The organism is Pseudomonas sp. GW821-FHT01C01 (assembly GCF_059422645.1).
The window spans coordinates 145,880-164,442 of sequence record NZ_JBWKXF010000008.1 but is presented as its reverse complement, the minus strand read 5'-3'; the positions used below and the strand labels follow the sequence as shown (position 1 = coordinate 164,442).

Annotated in this window: 14 protein-coding genes and 1 pseudogene; 11 read left to right on the top strand and 4 right to left on the bottom strand. The window is 60.0% G+C overall.

Annotated features, from left to right (window positions below):
- Positions 1–34: 34 nt before the first annotated feature.
- Positions 35–2,770, bottom strand: a complete 2,736-nt coding sequence (gene secA, locus AC07XF_RS08405) for a preprotein translocase subunit SecA (protein WP_495026131.1) — start codon at positions 2,768–2,770, stop codon at positions 35–37.
- A 307-nt stretch (positions 2,771–3,077) separates the two neighbouring features.
- On the opposite strand from secA, the gene AC07XF_RS08400 reads away from it, so the two are divergent.
- The gene (locus AC07XF_RS08400; RefSeq protein ID WP_495026130.1) at positions 3,078–3,533 is read left to right on the top strand and encodes a DUF721 domain-containing protein; all 456 of its coding nucleotides are present in this window, start codon (positions 3,078–3,080) and stop codon (positions 3,531–3,533) included.
- 119 nt (positions 3,534–3,652) lie between these two features.
- On the opposite strand, the gene AC07XF_RS08395 is transcribed toward AC07XF_RS08400, so the two are convergent.
- Positions 3,653–5,140 carry a helicase HerA-like domain-containing protein gene (locus AC07XF_RS08395; protein ID WP_495026129.1) on the bottom strand — a complete coding sequence of 496 codons (1,488 nt, stop codon included), beginning with the start codon at positions 5,138–5,140 and terminating at the stop codon, positions 3,653–3,655.
- Positions 5,141–5,328: 188 nt separating this feature from the next.
- On the opposite strand from AC07XF_RS08395, the pseudogene AC07XF_RS08390 reads away from it, so the two are divergent.
- The 5 genes and pseudogenes from AC07XF_RS08390 to gpgF all read left to right on the top strand — a co-directional run.
- Positions 5,329–6,360 (top strand): annotated as a pseudogene (locus tag AC07XF_RS08390) (HAMP domain-containing protein); the annotation flags it as partial.
- A 93-nt stretch (positions 6,361–6,453) separates the two neighbouring features.
- Complete coding sequence (locus AC07XF_RS08385; protein WP_495026152.1) at positions 6,454–7,218, top strand: methyl-accepting chemotaxis protein; 765 nt, start codon at positions 6,454–6,456, stop codon at positions 7,216–7,218.
- A 204-nt stretch (positions 7,219–7,422) separates the two neighbouring features.
- Positions 7,423–8,544 (top strand): N-acetylglucosaminyl phosphatidylglycerol synthase, encoded by a 1,122-nt coding sequence (gpgS, locus tag AC07XF_RS08380; RefSeq protein ID WP_495026128.1) that lies wholly within the window; start codon positions 7,423–7,425, stop codon positions 8,542–8,544.
- Entirely contained in the window at positions 8,537–9,313 is a 777-nt protein-coding gene (gpgD, locus tag AC07XF_RS08375; protein ID WP_495026127.1) for an N-acetylglucosaminyl phosphatidylglycerol deacetylase, read from the top strand. Before gpgS ends, gpgD begins: the two co-directional genes overlap by 8 nt.
- Positions 9,310–10,305, top strand: a complete 996-nt coding sequence (gpgF, locus tag AC07XF_RS08370) for a glucosaminyl phosphatidylglycerol flippase (RefSeq protein WP_495026126.1) — start codon at positions 9,310–9,312, stop codon at positions 10,303–10,305. Before gpgD ends, gpgF begins: the two co-directional genes overlap by 4 nt.
- A 521-nt stretch (positions 10,306–10,826) precedes the next feature.
- Here the strand turns inward: gpgF and purU are convergent.
- Positions 10,827–11,675, bottom strand: a complete 849-nt coding sequence (gene purU, locus AC07XF_RS08365; RefSeq protein WP_007986152.1) for a formyltetrahydrofolate deformylase — start codon at positions 11,673–11,675, stop codon at positions 10,827–10,829.
- 336 nt (positions 11,676–12,011) lie between these two features.
- On the opposite strand from purU, the gene mvaT reads away from it, so the two are divergent.
- A complete protein-coding gene (gene mvaT, locus AC07XF_RS08360) occupies positions 12,012–12,389 on the top strand; it encodes a histone-like nucleoid-structuring protein MvaT (protein WP_495026125.1) in 378 nt (125 codons plus the stop codon).
- 98 nt (positions 12,390–12,487) lie between these two features.
- Here the strand turns inward: mvaT and sbcB are convergent, their stop codons facing one another.
- Entirely contained in the window at positions 12,488–13,918 is a 1,431-nt protein-coding gene (gene sbcB / locus AC07XF_RS08355) for an exodeoxyribonuclease I (RefSeq protein WP_495026124.1), read from the bottom strand.
- A 200-nt stretch (positions 13,919–14,118) separates the two neighbouring features.
- On the opposite strand from sbcB, the gene AC07XF_RS08350 reads away from it, so the two are divergent.
- The 4 genes from AC07XF_RS08350 to AC07XF_RS08335 are packed head-to-tail and all read left to right on the top strand — an operon-like array spanning position 14,119 to position 18,509.
- Positions 14,119–14,844, top strand: coding sequence for an RDD family protein (locus AC07XF_RS08350; RefSeq protein ID WP_495026123.1), 726 nt, complete (start codon positions 14,119–14,121; stop codon positions 14,842–14,844).
- Positions 14,841–15,818, top strand: coding sequence for a stage II sporulation protein M (locus AC07XF_RS08345; protein ID WP_495026122.1), 978 nt, complete (start codon positions 14,841–14,843; stop codon positions 15,816–15,818). Before AC07XF_RS08350 ends, AC07XF_RS08345 begins: the two co-directional genes overlap by 4 nt.
- Complete coding sequence (locus tag AC07XF_RS08340) at positions 15,805–17,349, top strand: DUF4129 domain-containing protein (RefSeq protein WP_495026121.1); 1,545 nt, start codon at positions 15,805–15,807, stop codon at positions 17,347–17,349. The genes AC07XF_RS08345 and AC07XF_RS08340 overlap by 14 nt, the downstream gene beginning before the upstream one ends.
- Positions 17,346–18,509, top strand: a complete 1,164-nt coding sequence (locus AC07XF_RS08335; protein ID WP_495026120.1) for a DUF4350 domain-containing protein — start codon at positions 17,346–17,348, stop codon at positions 18,507–18,509. Before AC07XF_RS08340 ends, AC07XF_RS08335 begins: the two co-directional genes overlap by 4 nt.
- The last annotated feature ends 54 nt before the right edge of the window (positions 18,510–18,563 follow it).

The following is an 18,563-nucleotide window of genomic DNA, read 5'->3' as shown; positions in this document are numbered from 1 at the left end:
CGCGGCGCGGGTATTTCAGCGTTTGAAACGGGTTTTACTGAATCTGCCCGTGGCAATGCTTGAACTTCTTGCCCGAACCGCAATAGCACAGCTCGTTACGACCCAGCTTCTGCTCGTTGCGAACCGGCGCAGCAGCGAGGGCAACATCGACTTCTTCGCCCAACACTTCCGGATGCTCCAGGCCTGGGGCTTCTTCATGCAGGAACTGCATGCGAGCGGCCAATGCCTCGGCTTCCTGACGCAGGCGCTGCTCTTCTTCGATCGGGTCTTCGCGGCGAACCTGAACGTGGGACAGCACACGGATCGAGTCGCGCTTGATCGAATCCAGCAATTCGGAGAACAGGGTGAACGACTCGCGCTTGTATTCCTGCTTCGGGTTCTTCTGGGCATAACCACGCAGGTGGATGCCGTGACGCAGGTGGTCCATGGTCGACAGGTGGTCTTTCCACAGGTCGTCCAGTACGCGCAGGACGATTTGTTTCTCGAAGGTGCGCAGCGCTTCGGCGCCCGCCTGGTCTTCTTTCTCGTTGTACGCCGCGACGAGCTCGTTCATGAGCTTCTCGCGCAGGGTTTCTTCGTACAGGTGATCGTCTTCATCGAGCCATTGCTGGATCGGCAGCGTCACACCGAAGTCGCTCTGCAACGCCGCTTCCAGACCGGCCACGTCCCACTGCTCAGGCAGCGATTGCGGAGGAATGTGTGCGCTGACGGTGGCGCTGAGCACGTCCTGACGGAAGTCGGCGATGGTCTCACCGATGTTGTCGGCGGCCAGCAACGTGTTACGCATGTGATAGATCACTTTACGCTGTTCGTTGTTGACGTCGTCGAACTCGAGCAGTTGCTTGCGAATGTCGAAGTTGCGGCCTTCAACCTTGCGCTGGGCCTTTTCGATGGCGTTGGTCACCATGCGGTGCTCGATCGCTTCGCCAGGCTGCATGCCCAGGGCCTTCATGAAGTTCTTCACCCGGTCAGAGGCGAAGATGCGCATCAGGCTGTCTTCCAGCGACAGGTAGAAACGGCTGGAACCGGCGTCGCCCTGACGACCGGCACGACCACGCAGCTGGTTGTCGATACGGCGCGATTCGTGACGCTCGGACGCAATCACCTGCAAACCGCCCGATTCGAGCACTTGCTGGTGACGCTTCTGCCAGTCGGCCTTGATCTGGGCAATCTGCTCAGGGGTCGGGTTTTCCAGCGAGGCCACTTCCACTTCCCAGTTACCGCCCAACAGGATGTCGGTACCACGACCGGCCATGTTGGTGGCGATGGTCAGTGCGCCTGGGCGACCGGCCTGGGCAATGATCTCGGCTTCCTTTTCGTGGAACTTGGCGTTCAGAACCTTGTGTTCGATGCCTTCCTTCACGAGCAGGCTGGACATGTGCTCGGAGGTTTCGATGGTGGCTGTACCGACCAGGACCGGACGGCCTGCGGCCATGCTTTCCTTGATGTCGGCCACGATTGCCGCGTATTTCTCGTCGGCAGTCAGGAACACCAGGTCGTTGTAGTCTTTACGGGCCAGCGGCTTGTTCGGTGGAATCACCATGACCTGCAGGCCATAGATCTGGTGGAACTCGAACGCTTCGGTGTCGGCCGTACCGGTCATGCCGGACAGCTTGTTGTACAGACGGAAGTAGTTCTGGAAGGTGGTCGACGCCAGGGTCTGGCTTTCGGCCTGGATGTTCAGGTTTTCCTTGGCTTCGATGGCCTGGTGCAGGCCTTCGGACAAGCGACGGCCCGGCATGGTACGGCCGGTGTGCTCGTCGACCAGTACGACCTGACCGTCCTGCACGATGTATTCGACGTTGCGATGGAACAGCTTGTGCGCGCGCAGGCCGGCGTAGACGTGAGTCAGCAGGCTCAGGTTGTGCGCCGAGTACAGGCTCTCGCCTTCAGCCAGCAGGCCGATGCGGGTCAGCGTTTCTTCGACGTACTGGTGACCGGCTTCGTTGAGTTCGACCTGACGGGTCTTCTCGTCGATGGTGTAGTGACCGGCCTGGGTCACTTCGCCTTCGACTTCTTCAACGTGCAGCTTCAGCTGCGGGATCAGCTTGTTGACCTCGATGTACAGCTTGGAGCTGTCCTCGGCCTGACCGGAGATGATCAGCGGCGTACGGGCTTCGTCGATGAGGATGGAGTCGACTTCGTCGATCACGGCAAAGTTGAGTTCGCGCTGGAATTTTTCTTCCATGCTGAACGCCATGTTGTCGCGCAGGTAGTCGAAACCGAATTCGTTGTTGGTGCCGTAGGTGATGTCGGCGGCGTAGGCAGCGCGCTTCTCTTCCGGTGGCTGGAACGGCGTGACAACGCCGACCGTCAGACCGAGGAATTCATACAGCGGACGCATCCAGTTGGCGTCACGGCGGGCCAGGTAGTCGTTCACCGTCACAACGTGCACGCCGTTGCCGGACAGCGCGTTGAGGTAAACGCCCAGTGTTGCCACCAGGGTCTTGCCTTCACCGGTACGCATTTCCGCGATCATGCCTTCATGCAAGGTCATGCCGCCGATCAGCTGGACATCGAAGTGGCGCATGCCCATGACACGCTTGCCGGCTTCACGGGCGACCGCAAAGGCTTCTGGCAGCAGTTTGTCGAGGGATTCCCCTTTGGCGATGCGGGCCTTGAACTCGCTTGTCTTGGCACGCAATTGATCGTCCGAAAGGGCCACCATTTGCTCTTCGAAGGCATTGACGAGTTGCACCGTCTTGAGCATGCGTTTGACTTCACGCTCGTTCTTGCTTCCAAAAAGTTTCTTTAACAAAGGCGCAAACATATCGGCAGGATCTTCCACACTAAAGGGATGGAGGGCGGCCCCGTGAGTCGCCCGTGCAGCCCTCATGGCCGCATGCGAACGAGCATTCTACCCGGAAACGATGGAGAGGAAAGTGGCGATATTCCACGATGCTGGCACAGCGCTTTGACGGGGCTCACTTAAAATAAGGGCGTTTTGCTCAACTTCAAGCCGTTCAAGGCAGAAGTTAGTTGTTGATTTAATGGGTAAAGCGCCCACAAAAGCAATGGGCGGGTGCATCCGGTGCTTTCTGCTACCATGGCGGCTCTGTTACTTCAGGTGTCTGATCATGGCATTTCGCCCACTTACGGCCAAAGTACCTGCCGTTCTACTACGCGAAGCCAAGCCGCTGAAAGCCATTCTCGGCCACGCTCAACGCCTGGGTCATTTGCAACGTTTGCTCGAAAGCCAATTGCAACCCGCCGCTCGCGAGCATTGCCACGTGGCTTCATGGCGCGAAGGAAGTTTGTTGCTGATTGTCACCGACGGTCATTGGGCAACCCGCCTGCGCTACCAGCAGAAGCGCCTGCAACGGCAACTGCAAATGTTCGACGAGTTTGCCAACCTGACACGAATCCTGTTCAAGGTGCAGCCGCCTACCGTTCAGCGGGGCGCGGCCGGGCATACCATGGATCTGTCGGACGATGCGGCCGCAACCATTCAGGCCACGGCCGACGGGATCAGCGACCCGAATCTGCGGGCAGCGCTGGAGCGACTGGCGGCGCACGCCAAAAGCAAAACCTGACACAGCACTAATGTGGGAGCGGGCTTGCTCGCGAATGCGGTGTGTCAAACAACATAACGTTGACTGACATGCCCTCTTCGCGAGCAAGCCCGCTCCCACATTGACTGTGTTCGCTCAAGCTAGCGGCGTTTGCTGCCACCGAGCAACGACCCCATCAATCCGCGCACCAACTGTCGCCCAAGTTGATTGGCCGCCTGGCGCATCGCCGATTTCAACGCCTGACCGGCCGCCGTACCGAGGAACTCCCCGGCCTGCTCGGTGAAGCTCGGCTCCTCGGGTGCCGGTTTACCCGGTGCCGCTTCGTCTTGCGGCGCCAGACCTTTGCGCCCCATCAGCACCTCATAGGCCGATTCACGGTCAATCGGCTTGTCATAACGCCCCTGCAACGGCGAACCGGCAATCAGCGCCGTGCGCTCGGCGTCGGTCAACGGCCCGATCCGCGATTGCGGCGGCGCCACCAGAACCCGCTGGACCATTTCCGGCGTGCCTTTTTCCTGCAGGGTGCCGACCAGCGCCTCACCGATCCCGAGCTCGGTCAATACCGACAACGCATCGAACGCCGGATTCGGCCGGAAGCCTTCGGCCACTGCGCGCAGGGACTTCTGCTCTTTGGCGGTGAATGCACGCAAGCCATGCTGGATACGCAAGCCCAACTGCGCCAGCACATCATCCGGTAAGTCACCCGGCGATTGCGTGACGAAATACACGCCCACACCTTTCGAACGAATCAGCCTCACGACTTGTTCCAGACGATCACGCAATGCCTGGGGCGTGCCGTTGAACAACAAGTGGGCCTCGTCGAAGAACAGCGCCAGCAATGGTTTGTCGGCATCGCCACGCTCCGGCAATTGCTCGAACAGCTCGGCCAGCAGCCACAGCAGGAACGTTGCGTAGACTTTCGGTGCTTCATGCACCAGACGGCTGGCATCCAGCAAATGGATGCGCCCACGCCCCTCTGCAGTGGGCTGGAGAATATCTTCGAGTTGCAGCGCCGGCTCGCCGAACAAGGCTTCGGCGCCCTGTTGCTCCAGGGTCGCCAGACGCCGCAGCAATGCCTGGCTGGAACCGGTGGTCATCAATGCCGCATCGTCGCCCAGCAACTCGGGGTTGTCCCGCAGGTGATTGAGCAACGCCTTCAGATCCTTGAGATCGAGCAACAACAGGCCTTCGCGGTCCGCCACCTTGAACGCGGCGTACAGTGCCGACTGCTGACTGTCGGTCAATTCCAGCAGACTGCCCAGCAGCAACGGCCCCATTTCACTCAAGGTCGTGCGTAAAGGATGACCTGACTGACCGTGTACGTCCCACAACGTCACCGGATAGGCCTGAGGCTTGTGGTTGAGCCACGGCATCCCGGCAATCCGCTCGGCGATCTTGCCCTGGGGGTTGCCGGCGGCACCGAGACCGCACAGGTCACCCTTGATGTCGGCGGCGAACACCGCCACGCCGGCATCGCTGAAGGCTTCGGCCATTCGTTGCAAAGTGACGGTTTTGCCGGTGCCGGTCGCGCCCGCGATCAAACCGTGGCGGTTTGCCAGGCGCATGGCCTGGGCAATCGGTTGCCCTTTGAGATCGGCGCCGATAACGAGTTGCAATGAGTCAGGCATTTGGTCACCCATGATTAATCTTTAGTCCTGCACGGCCGATAGAGATAACGACAAAGCAGTCAGACACGATCTGGTCGGAAATTTCCCTAAGGAGAGTCGGAAAATTCACTTGCTTTCAACCTTGCCCGTTGTGCGTCCCTTTATAAAAGCACGCGCAGGACATTAAGACCTTAGCGGAACCTCAAGCCATGAACAAAAATCTGCGTTTCAGCCATAAAATCCTGCTTGCCGCCGCCCTCATTGTTATTGCCGCCTTCGCCTCATTCACGCTGTACAACGACTATTTGCAGCGCAACGCCATCCGCGAAGACCTGGAAAACTATCTGCAGGAAATGGGCGGAGTGACCGCCAACAATATCCAGACCTGGTTGAACGGGCGCAGCCTGCTGGTTGAAAACCTGGCACAAACTGTCGCGCTCAATCCCGATGCTGACAACGTTTCCAGGCTGCTTGTACAAAAAGCCGTGACCTCGACCTTCATGGGCGCCTACCTCGGTAGCAAGGATGGCTCTTTCATCATTCGCCCGGACAGCAAGATGCCCGATGGCTATGACCCGCGCGCACGCCCTTGGTACAAGAGCGCGCAAGGCAGCAGCGGTTCGGCTTTAACCGAGCCTTACATCGATCTGGCCTCCGGCCAACTGGTGATTTCCATTGTCGACAGCGTTATCAAGGACGGCCAGAACATCGGCGTGGTCGGCGGCGACCTGAGTTTGCAGGTGATCGCCGACAGCCTTGGCACGCTGGATTTCGATGGCAAGGGTTATGCCTTCCTGGTCAGCTCCGACGGCAAGATCCTGGTACATCCCGACAAAGCGCTGGCGATGAAGACGCTCAAGGATGTCTACCCGCAAGACACGCCGGCCATCAGCAGCGCACTGAGCGAAATCCAGGTCGACGGCAAAACCCGCATCGTGACCTTCACCCCGATCAAAGGTTTGTCGTCGGTCAACTGGTACATCGGTCTGTCGGTCGACAAAGAAAAAGCCTACTCAATGCTCAGCGAATTCCGCACCTCCGCGGTGATTGCGACGATCATTGCCGTGGCCATCATCATCGCCCTGCTCGGCATGTTGATTCGCCTCCTGATCCAGCCTTTGCACGTCATGACCCGCGCCATGGCTGACATCGCCGACGGCGAAGGCGATCTGACCAAGCGCCTGACCATCCAGAACAACGACGAATTCGGCACCCTGGGCACCGCGTTCAACCGCTTCGTCGAGCGCATTCACGGCTCGATCCGCGAAGTGTCCTCCGCGACCGGGCAAGTCAACGAAGTGGCGTTGCGCGTGGTGGCCGCCTCAAACTCGTCGATGTTCAACTCCGACCAGCAAGCCTCGCGCACCAGCAGCGTTGCGGCCGCGATCAATCAGCTCGGCGCCGCCGCCCAGGAAATCGCCCGCAATGCGGCACAGGCCTCGAACCAGGCCAGCGATGCCCGCAGCCTGGCCGAAGACGGCCAGCAAGTGGTGGATCGCAGTATCGTGGCGATGAATCAACTGTCGAGCATGCTGAGCGCATCGAGTTCCAATATCGAATCGCTGAACAGCAAAACCGTGAACATCGGGCAGATTCTCGAAGTGATCACCAGCATTTCCCAGCAAACCAACCTGCTGGCGCTCAACGCCGCGATTGAAGCCGCCCGCGCCGGTGAGGCCGGTCGCGGTTTTGCCGTGGTGGCGGACGAGGTGCGCAACCTGGCACACCGCACGCAGGAGTCGGCGCAACAGGTGCAAACCATGATTGAGGAGCTGCAAGTCGGCGCCCGGGAATCGGTCAGCACCATGAGCGACAGCCAGCGCCATAGCCAGGACAGCGTGGAAATCGCCAACCTTGCGGGCGAACGCCTGAACAGCGTGACACTACGAATCGGTGAAATCGACGGCATGAACCAGTCGGTGGCCACTGCGACCGAGGAACAGACTGCGGTGGTGGAGTCGATCAACGTCGACATCACCGAGATCAACACGCTGAACCAGGAAGGTGTGGAAAACCTGCAATCGACGTTGCGCGCGTGCTCGGACCTTGAGCAGCAGGCGGCGCGGTTGAAGCAGTTGGTGGGTAGCTTCAGGATCTGAGGCGCGCTCACCGACCCCTTCGCGAGCAAGCCCGCTCCCACATTTGATCTTCGTGTACGACCGAGATCCACTGTGGGAGTGGGCTTGCCCGCGAAGGCGGCCTGTCAAACGATACATATCCCCGCTGACACCCCCACCCGCACAACCCCAACCGAACATCTATCCTTCATATAGGTCAACCAAGGGAGTATCGGGACCGGAGGATTGTTCATCGTGCATATCGCTGACATCACCATGTTCTACGCCCCTGCCAGCGGTGGCGTGCGCACTTACCTGGATGCGAAGCACCGTCGTTTGGGAATCAAACCGGGCATTCGCCACAGTTTGTTGATTCCCGGATCCTCTTTCAGCGAGCAGGATGGCATCTACACGGTTCCGGCACCCGCCCTGCCCTTCGGCAAGGGCTATCGTTTCCCTCTGCGCCTCGCGCCCTGGCGCAATGTCCTGCAAGACTTGCAACCCGATCTGATCGAAGTCGGCGACCCCTATCTCACCGCATGGGCAGCGCTGGATGCGCGGCGCCAACTCGATGTACCGGTCATCGGCTTTTATCACTCGGACTTGCCGCTGCTGGTCCGCAACCGCATGGGCAATTGGGTGACCAACAACGTCGAGGCTTATGTCAGCAAGCTCTACGGCAACTTCGACCGGGTCCTGGCGCCCAGTCGGGTCATGGCCGACAAGCTCACCGGGCTTGGGGTCAGGAATGTGTTTGTGCAACCGCTCGGCGTCGACCTGCAAACCTTCAATCCCGATGCCAGAGATCCCGGGCTGCGAGCCGAGTTGGGCCTGGATGAAAACATCCACCTCTTGATCTTCGCCGGACGCGGCGCCAAGGAAAAAAACCTGCCGGTGCTGCTCGACTGCATGAAACGCCTGGGTCGCCGCTATCACCTGCTGCTGGTTGGCTCGTCGATGCCCACGTCCGTGCCGTCCAACGTGACGGTGATCGACCAGTTCTGCCCGGCCGCACAAGTTGCCCGCCTGATGGCCAGTGCCGATGCACTGCTGCACGCCGGCGATCAGGAAACCTTCGGCCTGGTGTTACTCGAAGCCATGGCCAGCGGCATTCCGGTGGTGGCTGTGGCGGCCGGGGCCTTCGAGGAAATCGTCAACGATGACTGCGGCGTGCTCTGCGCACCGAACAACCCCGCCGCGATGGCCAGCGCCGTTCGGGAACTGTTCGGGTCGGGCAGCGCAGGGCTGGGCAAACACGCTCGTTTGCATGTCGAACGGCATTACGCCTGGGACACGGTGGTCAACAGCTTGCTGCGCCACTACCACGCCGTGCTCGGCAGCCAATGGCCGCTGACCGCCAATGGTTGAGTCCATGAACAAGCCCGGTTTGATACTGGTACTGCACGACGTGGCACCGCCAACGTGGGGCGATTACCGCCCGTTTGTGCAAGCCGTCGACGCCTTGGGTGACGTGCCGATCACCTGGCTGGTGGTGCCGGACTTTCACCGACACAACGACCTGGACGCCCATCCGGAATTTCGCCGCCAGCTCTCTGCACGGGTCGCCCGGGGAGACGAACTGGCACTGCACGGTTACTTCCATTGCGACGACGGTCCGATGACCGGCAATCCACGAGACTGGTTCATGCGTCGGGTCTACACCCACGAAGGCGAGTTTTACCGTTTGTCGCAAGAAGCCGCACTCGCCCGCCTGCGTTCGGGCATCGAGATGTTCCACCGTCATGACTGGCCGCTGGAAGGGTTCGTCGCCCCGGCCTGGCTGATGAGCCCGGGCACTCGCCAGGCATTGCGCCAATTACCGTTGCGCTATACCAGCGACTCGCAGCACTTATACCGCTTGCCGGATTTCACCGCGATCGAAGCGCCGGGGCTGGTCTGGAGTGCACGCAGTGCCTTGCGCCGAGGTGTATCGAAGCTCGTCAGCGACCGCCGTGAACAACGCTGGCAGCACGCCCCGGTGATTCGCCTGGGCCTGCACCCGGTGGACATGCGCCATGAGTTTTCGCGCCGATACTGGCTACAAACCCTCGAACGTCTGCTCGACAACGGGCGAGTTCCGATGACCAAGGCCCACTGGCTGGCGCTGCAAGACGACCGCATGGGTCGTGCCGCGTGAGTCGCGGACTGCTGTTGCTCATTGGCCTGCTCGCGGCGGTGCTGATTCCGGCACTGCTGGGCGGCAGCGAGACCTGGTCACGACTGGACGGTTTTCCAATGCCGTGGCTGCTGGTCATGTTCAGCATGATCCTGCTGTGCTGGGTAGTGAATACCCTGCGTTTGCGCCTGTTGCTGGGGGATCAATGCGACCAGGTCAGCCGGCTCAGGAGCCTCGGTGTGGTGATGGCCGCCGAATTTGCCTACTGCGCCACCCCCGGCGGCAGTGGCGGGCCTCTGACGATCATGGCCTTGCTGGCGCGTCACGGCGTGCGTCCGGCCAGGGGCAGCGCAGTGTTTGCCATGGACCAACTGAGCGACCTGCTGTTTTTCCTCTGCGCCCTGAGCGGGATTCTGATTTACGCACTGTTCCAGCACCTCAGCCAGCGCATGGAATGGATGCTGATGGTCAGCACCGTCTCGCTGTTCGGCGGCCTGATCAGTTGCGTCATGGTGGCCCGGTATCACCGTTTACTGATTCGCCTGAGCGGCCGTTGGCTCGCCCGGCTCAATGTCAAAGCGGCCACGCGAATGCGCTGGGCGCGCAAGCTCCTGCATTTTCTGGCGGCGTTTACCGACACCTTGAAGTTGCCCGTTAGGACCTTGATCAAGGTATTCGCCCTGACCTGTGTGCATTGGGTCCTGCGCTACAGCGTGCTGTACCTGGCGTTGCGCGGGCTTGGCGCGGATTTGCAGTGGGCCTGGTGTTTTCTGATCCAGATGCTTGCACTGAGCGCCGGACAATTCAGTCTTTTGCCTGGCGGAGCCGGGGCGGCTGAACTGACGTCCGCTGCGTTGCTGGCGCCCATGGTCGGAAAATCCACGGCGGCAGCAGCGATTCTGATTTGGCGGGCGGTGACGTATTACTTCTATTTGCTGGTCGGCGGCCCGGTGTTCTTGCTGATGCTGGGCCGGCCGCTGCTGAAGAAATTGATCAAGAATGTCTATCCGTAGGAGCTGGCTTGCCAGCGATAGGGCCCTGGAAATCACTGCAAGCTTGGGACTCTATCGCCGGCAAGCCGGCTCCTACGTTCAATTCCTCCCACAATTGGGCGGCATCCGGAAACTCCGTACCCGTTTCCGGCCCCATGTCATCCGGGTCGTAGCGGCTCAGGCAGCCCTCGCCCAGCGTGGCGGGAGCCTTGGATGTGGCTTTGTCCAGTGGATCGGCCATGGTCATGTCCTCAGTGCAGAAACGGCGAAGGACCTGAAGCGATTGAACGCCCAGGCCCTAATGCCGATCAGTCAAGCCACAACGCAATCTGTAGCAGCTGGCGTAGCCTGCGTCCGGCTGCGCAGCAGTCGTAAAATCAGAACTCGCGGTACGTCAGAGAGATCCTGCAAGCCGGATTTACGACTGCTGCGCAGCCGGACGCAGGCTACGCCAGCTGCTACAGGAAGGCGTAGCGTCTGGGTTCGCCTAACTGATCGGCATTAGCCCAGGCCCTTCGAATTTCAACGGTGTCGCCGGTCTGTCAGAAGACGACGGTTTTGTTGCCGTGCACCAGCACCCGGTCTTCCAGGTGATAACGCAGGCCACGGGCCAGCACCATTTTCTCGACATCACGGCCGAAACGCACCATGTCTTCGATGCTGTCGCTGTGGCTGACACGTACCACGTCCTGCTCGATGATCGGGCCGGCATCCAGCTCTTCGGTCACATAGTGGCAGGTCGCGCCGATCAGCTTCACGCCACGCAGGGACGCCTGGTGATACGGCTTGGCACCGACGAACGACGGCAGGAAGCTGTGGTGAATGTTGATGACCTTGTGCGCGTATTCGCTGCACAACTCGGGCGGCAGGATTTGCATGTAGCGGGCAAGTACCACCACTTCGGCATCGTGCTGCTTGACCAGGCGCGAAACCTCGGCGAAGGCCGGCTGCTTGTCCTGCGGATTGACCGGGACGTGGTAGTACGGAATGCCATGCCACTCCACCATGCTGCGCAAGTCATCATGGTTGGAAATCACACAGGAAATTTCGCAGTCCAGCTCATCGCTGTGCCAGCGGTGCAGCAAGTCGGCCAGGCAGTGCGACTCGCGGCTGGCCATCAGGACGACGCGCTTCTTTTGTGCGGTATCGGTGATGCGCCAGTCCATCGAGAACTCTTCGGCAATCGGGGCAAAAGCTTCGCGAAACGCTTCGATACCAAATGGCAGGGAGTCGGCACGAATTTCGTGACGCATGAAGAACCAGCCACTGAGATTGTCCGAGTGATGGCTCGCTTCAGTGATCCAGCCGTTGTGTGATGCCAGAAAGTTACTGACTTTGGCAACGATGCCAACACGGTCCGGGCAAGAAATCACCAGACGAAAAGTGCGCATGAGGGGGAAACTCCAGAACTTCGCAAAGGCCGCCATTCTAGCGATTGCGCAGCAAAACTGCAGTATTGTTGACGTTTCGCCCTGCCGGAAGGTCGGTGCGGCAGGTCGGACAGCGCCAGTGCCTGTTCGCACAGATGCTCTAGCGCTGTCGGTAAATTGTTAATTTATGTATATCTGACAGACCCGGACCACACTAACAATTGCATTACCAATGTGCGCCAAAACCACAGAAACCAAATTAAATAAACTTGGCTTAAATGTTTACTTGATGAAACACCGTGACTATTATTGCCGCACTGTCACCTGCCATCCAGCGCACAACATAAGGTAGTCCACATGTCATTGATCAACGAATATCGCGCCACCGAAGAAGCTATCAAAGAGCTGCAAGCCCGTTTGAAGAACCTGTCCCAAGACGACAAACTGCAAACCGAGCTGGAATTCGAAGGCAAACTGCGCACCCTGATGGGCGAGTACTCCAAATCCCTGCGTGACATCATCGCGCTGTTGGATCCAGAATCCAAAACCAAAGCACCTCGCGGCGCCGCAGTAAAAACTGCCGGCACCAAGCGTGCTCGCAAAGTTAAACAATACAAAAACCCGCACAACGGTGAAGTCATCGAAACCAAAGGTGGCAACCACAAGACTCTGAAAGAGTGGAAAGCCAAGTGGGGCGGTGACGTGGTGGAAGGCTGGGCTACCCTGCTGGGCTAAGCCTCAGAGCTTGTCGCAGACGGATCCGTGACAAAAAATAACGCCAGCAAATGCTGGCGTTTTTTATGCTCGGTGTTTAAGCCCTGGCATGTTCGATTTCAAAGATTCATACGTTGGCGCAATCCCTGGACATAATCCTGCCACTCATTGAGCACCCCCTGCTGAAACGGAGTAGCACTAACGCTCAATTGGGCCGCGGCCTCTACAAAACTTTCAAGGGTATTTGGCGCGCCCCACTCGGGTTCTGACAAACGTTTCTGACAGAATATTTGCCAGCGATCTTGCTCTTCGGAATTCAACGTTTCGGGAAAGTTGCGTGCGCGATATCGAAACAGCAATTCAGGCAAACGTTCGTCATCGAAAGGCCACTGCTCTTGTGCCAATTGCATCGGATCAACGGTTCTGACTTGTTCACACAATCGCCGATCCCGATCACCGATAAAGCCATCGTATAACTGTTGCTCCGGATCCTGGCTCTGGGAAAAATCCTCGCGGGCATAAATCGCCAGAATTTTATCCTGCCAAACTTTCTGCGCGTCATTTAGCCGCAACACCCGCTGCTGATACAGCTCCATATCCAGATCCAGGCGTTGCTGATCTTCTTTGCGAAGTACCGACAATGGTGCCACCACCGGGCACTTGTTGATGTGAATCAGCTTCAACGGCACCGGCAACTCACCTTCGGCCAGTTCCTCGCGGCGGGTATACAAGCGCTGGCGCAAACTTTCGGCATCCAGGTCGAGCAGGCCCTGTGGATCGAGGTGCAGGTCACAGACAATCAGGGCGTTCTTGTTGCGTGGGTGCCAGGCCAGTGGCAACACCACACCCACATAGCTGCGCGCGGCCGAAAAACGCCCGGAAACATGCACCAGCGGTTGCAGCAGGCGTATCTGGTCCATGACTTTTTGTTTGCTGCGCAACTGAAACAGCCAGTCGTACAGTTTTGGCTGTTTTTCCCGTATCAGACGCGCCAGGGCGATCGTCGCGCGAACGTCCGACAGCGCTTCGTGAGCATTGCCATGATCGATACCATTGGCAGCGGTCAAGCGTTCGAGCTTGAGCGTAACCCGCCCCTCGTCGTCCGTCGGCCACGCGATGCCATCGGGGCGCAAGGCATAAGCGGCGCGCACCACATCGATCAGGTCCCAGCGGCTGTTGCCGCCCTGCCACTCCCGCGCATAAGGGTCGAAAAAGTTGCGATACAGGCTGTAGCGGGTCATCTCGTCGTCGAAACGCAAGGTGTTATACCCCGCGCCACAGGTGCCCGGCGCTGCGAGCTGGGCATGCACCCGGGTCATGAAATCGGCTTCGCTCAAGCCTTGTGCCTGCAGTTGCCCGGGGGTGATTCCCGTAATCGCGCAGGCGGCCGGATGCGGCAGGATGTCCTCACTGGGCTGGCAGTAAAGATTGACCGGTTCGTCGATTTCATTGAGATCGAAGTCAGTGCGCAGGCCGGCCATTTGCAACGGACGGTCGCAACGGGGATTGATGCCAGTGGTTTCGTAGTCGTACCAGAAGATGGAGGTCACGGGCGATTCCTGAACTGAAGATCGGCAAAGTCTAGGCGTTCAGCTCCCGTCCCGGCCAGTAGTCTTGTCATTCAAGCGCCTTGCGCGACTCACCATGCAATACATAGTTATGTCGTTTCCCCCCGCCCCCGCCCTTCGAATAGGCTGCTAGCATCGAATGGATACACAATCCCGAATAAGGCCACATCATCAGGTTGCCCATGCTCGAGACCACAGCACTGCCTGGGAATGCGCCGCTGTCACCGCCACTGGATACGCGGTATCACGTCGAAACGCCGGAGGGCATCGACCTGCCACTGCGCCCGGCCGGGTTGATGGTCCGTGCGCTGGCGTTCTCCATCGATCTTGGTTTGCGCGGCCTGGTCCTGGGCGTGCTGATCATTGCTCTGGCGATGCTCGGCAAACTGGGCGCCGGACTCGGGTCAATCCTGCTGTTCGTGGTGAGCTGGTGGTACATGGTGCTGTTCGAGGTCCTCAACCACGGCCGCTCGCCGGGCAAGCAATGGATGGGACTGCGGGTGGTACACGACGATGGCACCCCGGTCGGCTGGTCCGCGTCGCTGCTGCGCAACCTGCTGCGCGTTGTCGACCTGTTACCGTTCGGCTACTTCCTCGGGGCCATCAGTTGCCTGCAACACCCTCACCTCAAGCGCCTCGGCGATATCGCCGCCGGGACCCTGGTGATCTACCGCGAACAATCGCACACCCGCCCCGAACTCCCCGAGGCCCGGCCCCGCCGCCCGGCCTTTGCCCTGACACTCACCGAGCAACGGGCCATTCTCGGTTTTGCCGAGCGCCAGGGCGAACTCTCCCAGGCCCGGGTCGATGAACTCGCTGCGATCCTCGCCCAACCATTGCAAGTCCCGGCCCCGCAAGCGGTGGCCGAGCTCAACGGCATCGCCCGCGGCTTGTTGGGGCCGACATGAAACAAAGCCTTTTTGAAAACCGGCACAAGACCGAATGGGAACAGTTCGCTCGCCTGCTCGAGCAATTGGAGCACGACAGGAAAGCCAACGGGGCCGGCAATTTCCCGAGGGACTACCGACGTCTCTGCCAACACCTGGCACTGGCCAGGGAGCGTGGCTACAGCAGTTTTCTGATTGACTCCTTGCAGCAACAAGTGCTGCGCGGGCATCAACAGCTTTACCGTCATCGCAGCCGTTTGGGGGGCAATGTGCTGGCATTCATCCTGGCCGACTTCCCGCGGCTGGTGCGCGAACAGTGGCGTTTCGTACTCGCCGCCAGCCTGCTGTTTTTTGCCAGCCTGGCCGGTTTCGCGCTGCTGGTGTACCTGTACCCGGACCTGATTTACAACCTGATCCCCGCCGAGCAGGTCAGTGAAATGCAAAGCATGTACGACCCCGTTGCCGGTCACCTCGGGCGCACGGCGGAACGGGCAGCCAGTGAGGACTGGGCGATGTTCGGCTACTACATCATGCACAACATCGGCATTGCCTTTCAGACCTTCGCCAGCGGTTTGCTGTTTGGTTTGGGCAGTGTGTTTTTCCTGATCTTCAACGGCCTGATGATCGGTGCGGTGGCAGGGCACCTGACCTACGTTGGCTACGGGCAAACCTTTTGGTCTTTCGTGATCGGCCACGGCGCTTTCGAACTCAGCGCCATCGCCCTGGCCGGTGCCGCCGGCCTGAAGCTGGGCTGGGCGTTGATCGCCCCGGGGCGCCTGCCACGCGCCGAGGCCTTGCGATTGGCAGCGCGCAAGAGTGTGCTGCTGATTTGCGGAGTCATGCTGTTTCTGTTGATCGCGGCATTTATCGAAGCCTACTGGTCGTCAATGACTCACCCTTCGCACCAGACCAAGTACCTGGTCGGCGCGGCGCTCTGGTTGCTGGTGGTGGTTTATCTCGTGTTTGCCGGACGTCACCGCCATGCGCCTGAGTGACGCCACGGTGGTGATTCGCCCACGCCCGACCTGGGAAGCCATGGACCTCGGGGTACTCCTGAGCCAGCGCCACCGACTCCTGTTGATGACCAGTTGGGCCATTGTCACCTTGCCGGTTTTCGCGCTGCTCAGTTGGGGATTCCGGGATTCGCCCTCTCTCGCCGTGTTCATTTTCTGGTGGCTGAAGCCGGCGTTCGAGCGCCTGCCCTTGTACATCCTGTCCAAAGCCTTGTTCGGTGAAACACCCACACTGAAACAAGCGCTCTATCAATGGCTACGGTTGCTCAAACCGCAATTGCTGGCCAGCCTGACCTGGCGCCGCCTGAGCCTGCCCCGCAGTTTCCTGATGCCGGTGATGCAACTGGAAGGCCTCGACGGACACGCGCGACAACAGCGTTTGCACGTATTGCTGCAGCGAGACGGCGGCGCGGCGCGATGGCTGACGATCATCGGCGCGCATCTCGAAGGCGCGTTGTGGATCGGTTTGATGGTGCTGTTCTATCTGCTCCTGCCACAACAGGTCGCGCTCGACTGGAGCTGGCAGTCGCTGATCTCTGCGGCCAACCAGGACTGGCTCTGGCTGGAGCACCTGACCAACGCGTTTTATGCCTTGGTGCTGGTGCTCTGGGAACCGGTCTATGTCGCCTGCGGTTTCAGCCTTTACCTGAACCGGCGCACCGTTCTGGAGGCCTGGGATATCGAACTGGTGTTCCGCCGAATGCGCCAGCGTCTCGTCAGTGCCGGTGCTGTCCTGTTGATCGCCGTGATTGTGCTGATGCCGACCACACACAGCGCGTGGGCCACCGAACCCGCCATTTCACCCGACAGCCCGCGCCTGCTGGACCAGCCCCTGAGCAGCCAGGCCTCCAGGGACAACATCAAGGCAATCCTCGAACAGCCACCCTTCAAGAACCGGGAAACGGTGACACGCTACCGCTTGGGTGAAGACCAACCGGGTGCTGAGGCCCCGGACGACGGCAAGACACCGCAATGGTTGAAAGCCCTGTTGAAGCTGTTTGAAGGGCAGTACTTCGGGGCATTGGCAACACTGATTGAAATCGTGCTGTGGGGCATGGTCGTCGCAGCCCTCGGCCTGTTGATCTGGCGCTATCGCGACTGGTTGCAGGCGTTCGTCAGCCGACGACCGACACTCAACGTTAAAGCCGCGCGGCCGTTACCGCAGCAGGCGTTCGGCCTGGACCTCAAGCCCGGGTCCCTGCCCGCGGACATTGCCTCCAGCGCTGAAAGCCTCTGGCAGACTCACCCGCGCGAAGCGCTCGGCTTGCTCTATCGCGCCCTGCTCAGTCGCCTGGTGCACGATTTCAACATCGCGCTCAAAGCCGCCGACACCGAAGGGCAGGTACTTCGGCGGGTCGAGCTGTTACAGCAACCGGCCTTGCTGGCCTACAGCAAAAGCCTGACCGGGCACTGGCAAAACATGGCTTATGGTCATCGCCTGCCGCCCGATCAGGTGCAGCAGCAATTGTGTCACGGCTGGCGTGTGTTGTTCGGCCCCGGGACCGCCCGTTGAGCCGGCGCTGGGGAGCGATAGCCGCCGCGTTGATCACCGTGTCGGTGGTTGCGCTGAGCGTTTATCTGTACCTCAAGGCGACCCCTTACCAGACCGAAATCGACCACGGCCCCTCCCCCGAAGCCAGGGCCAACCCTTATCTGGCGGCGGAGCTGTTCCTGCGCAAGCAAGGCCTGAGCGTCGACCACGTCAACGGCCTCGACATCCTGCCCAGCCTCGACCCGCGTCAACGCAGCCTGCTGTTGCTCGGGGACCGCTACAACATGACCCCACGGCAGATCGACCAGGTGATGAACTGGACCCGGGCCGGCGGGCGGCTCCTGTTCGTCGCCGAGTCGCTGTGGGATGAAAAGCTCGGCCATAGCAATGACCTGCTGCTCGATCGAGTGCAACTGCACCAGTCCCTGAGCAAAGACCTCAAGGAACCGCCGCCCAATGTCGGCGATGATCCGTACCCGCAACTGACCAAGCTTTATCTGGAAAACGAAGACGCCCCGGCCTACGCCGGTTTCGATACGGCGTTCCATCTCGAAGACCCGAAAAACCTCGCCCAGGCCTGGGCCAACAGTGCCAGGGCCACGCACATGATGCAGCTCGACCACGGGCTCGGCTCGATCATCGTGGTCACCGATGCCGACTTGTGGAAAACCCCGTCCATCGACCAGTACGACAATGCCTGGCTGCTCTGGTACCTGACCGCCGACACCCGCGTGACGCTGATCTTCAATACCGATCACGACAGCCTGCCGACCTTGCTGTTGCGCTATTTTCCCCAGGCGCTGGTCGCGTTGTTCGCGTTGATCGGCCTGGGTTTCTGGCACGTTGGCATGCGGCAGGGGCCGCTGCTGGAACCGGCACCGAGAGCACGCCGGCAATTGCAGGAGCACCTGCGCGCCAGTGCCGACTTCCTGTTGCGCCGCAACGGTCAGGCCGGCCTGCTGCAAGCTTTGCAGCAAGACATCCAGCGCCGCGTGCGGCGTCGCCATCCCGGTTTTGAACAACTCGGCGTTGCCGAACAATGGCTGGTGCTCGCGCGCCTGACCGGCCAACCCACACGCGTTATCAGCCAGGCCATGAGCCCGCGACCGAAGCAACGGCTTTCCAGCGTTGAATTCAGCCGTCAGGTCGCCCACCTGCAATCCTTGAGGAACGCCCTATGACCTGACACCTTGCAAGCGTTAGATTCCCATTGTGTTAGAAGACAGCCCCTTACG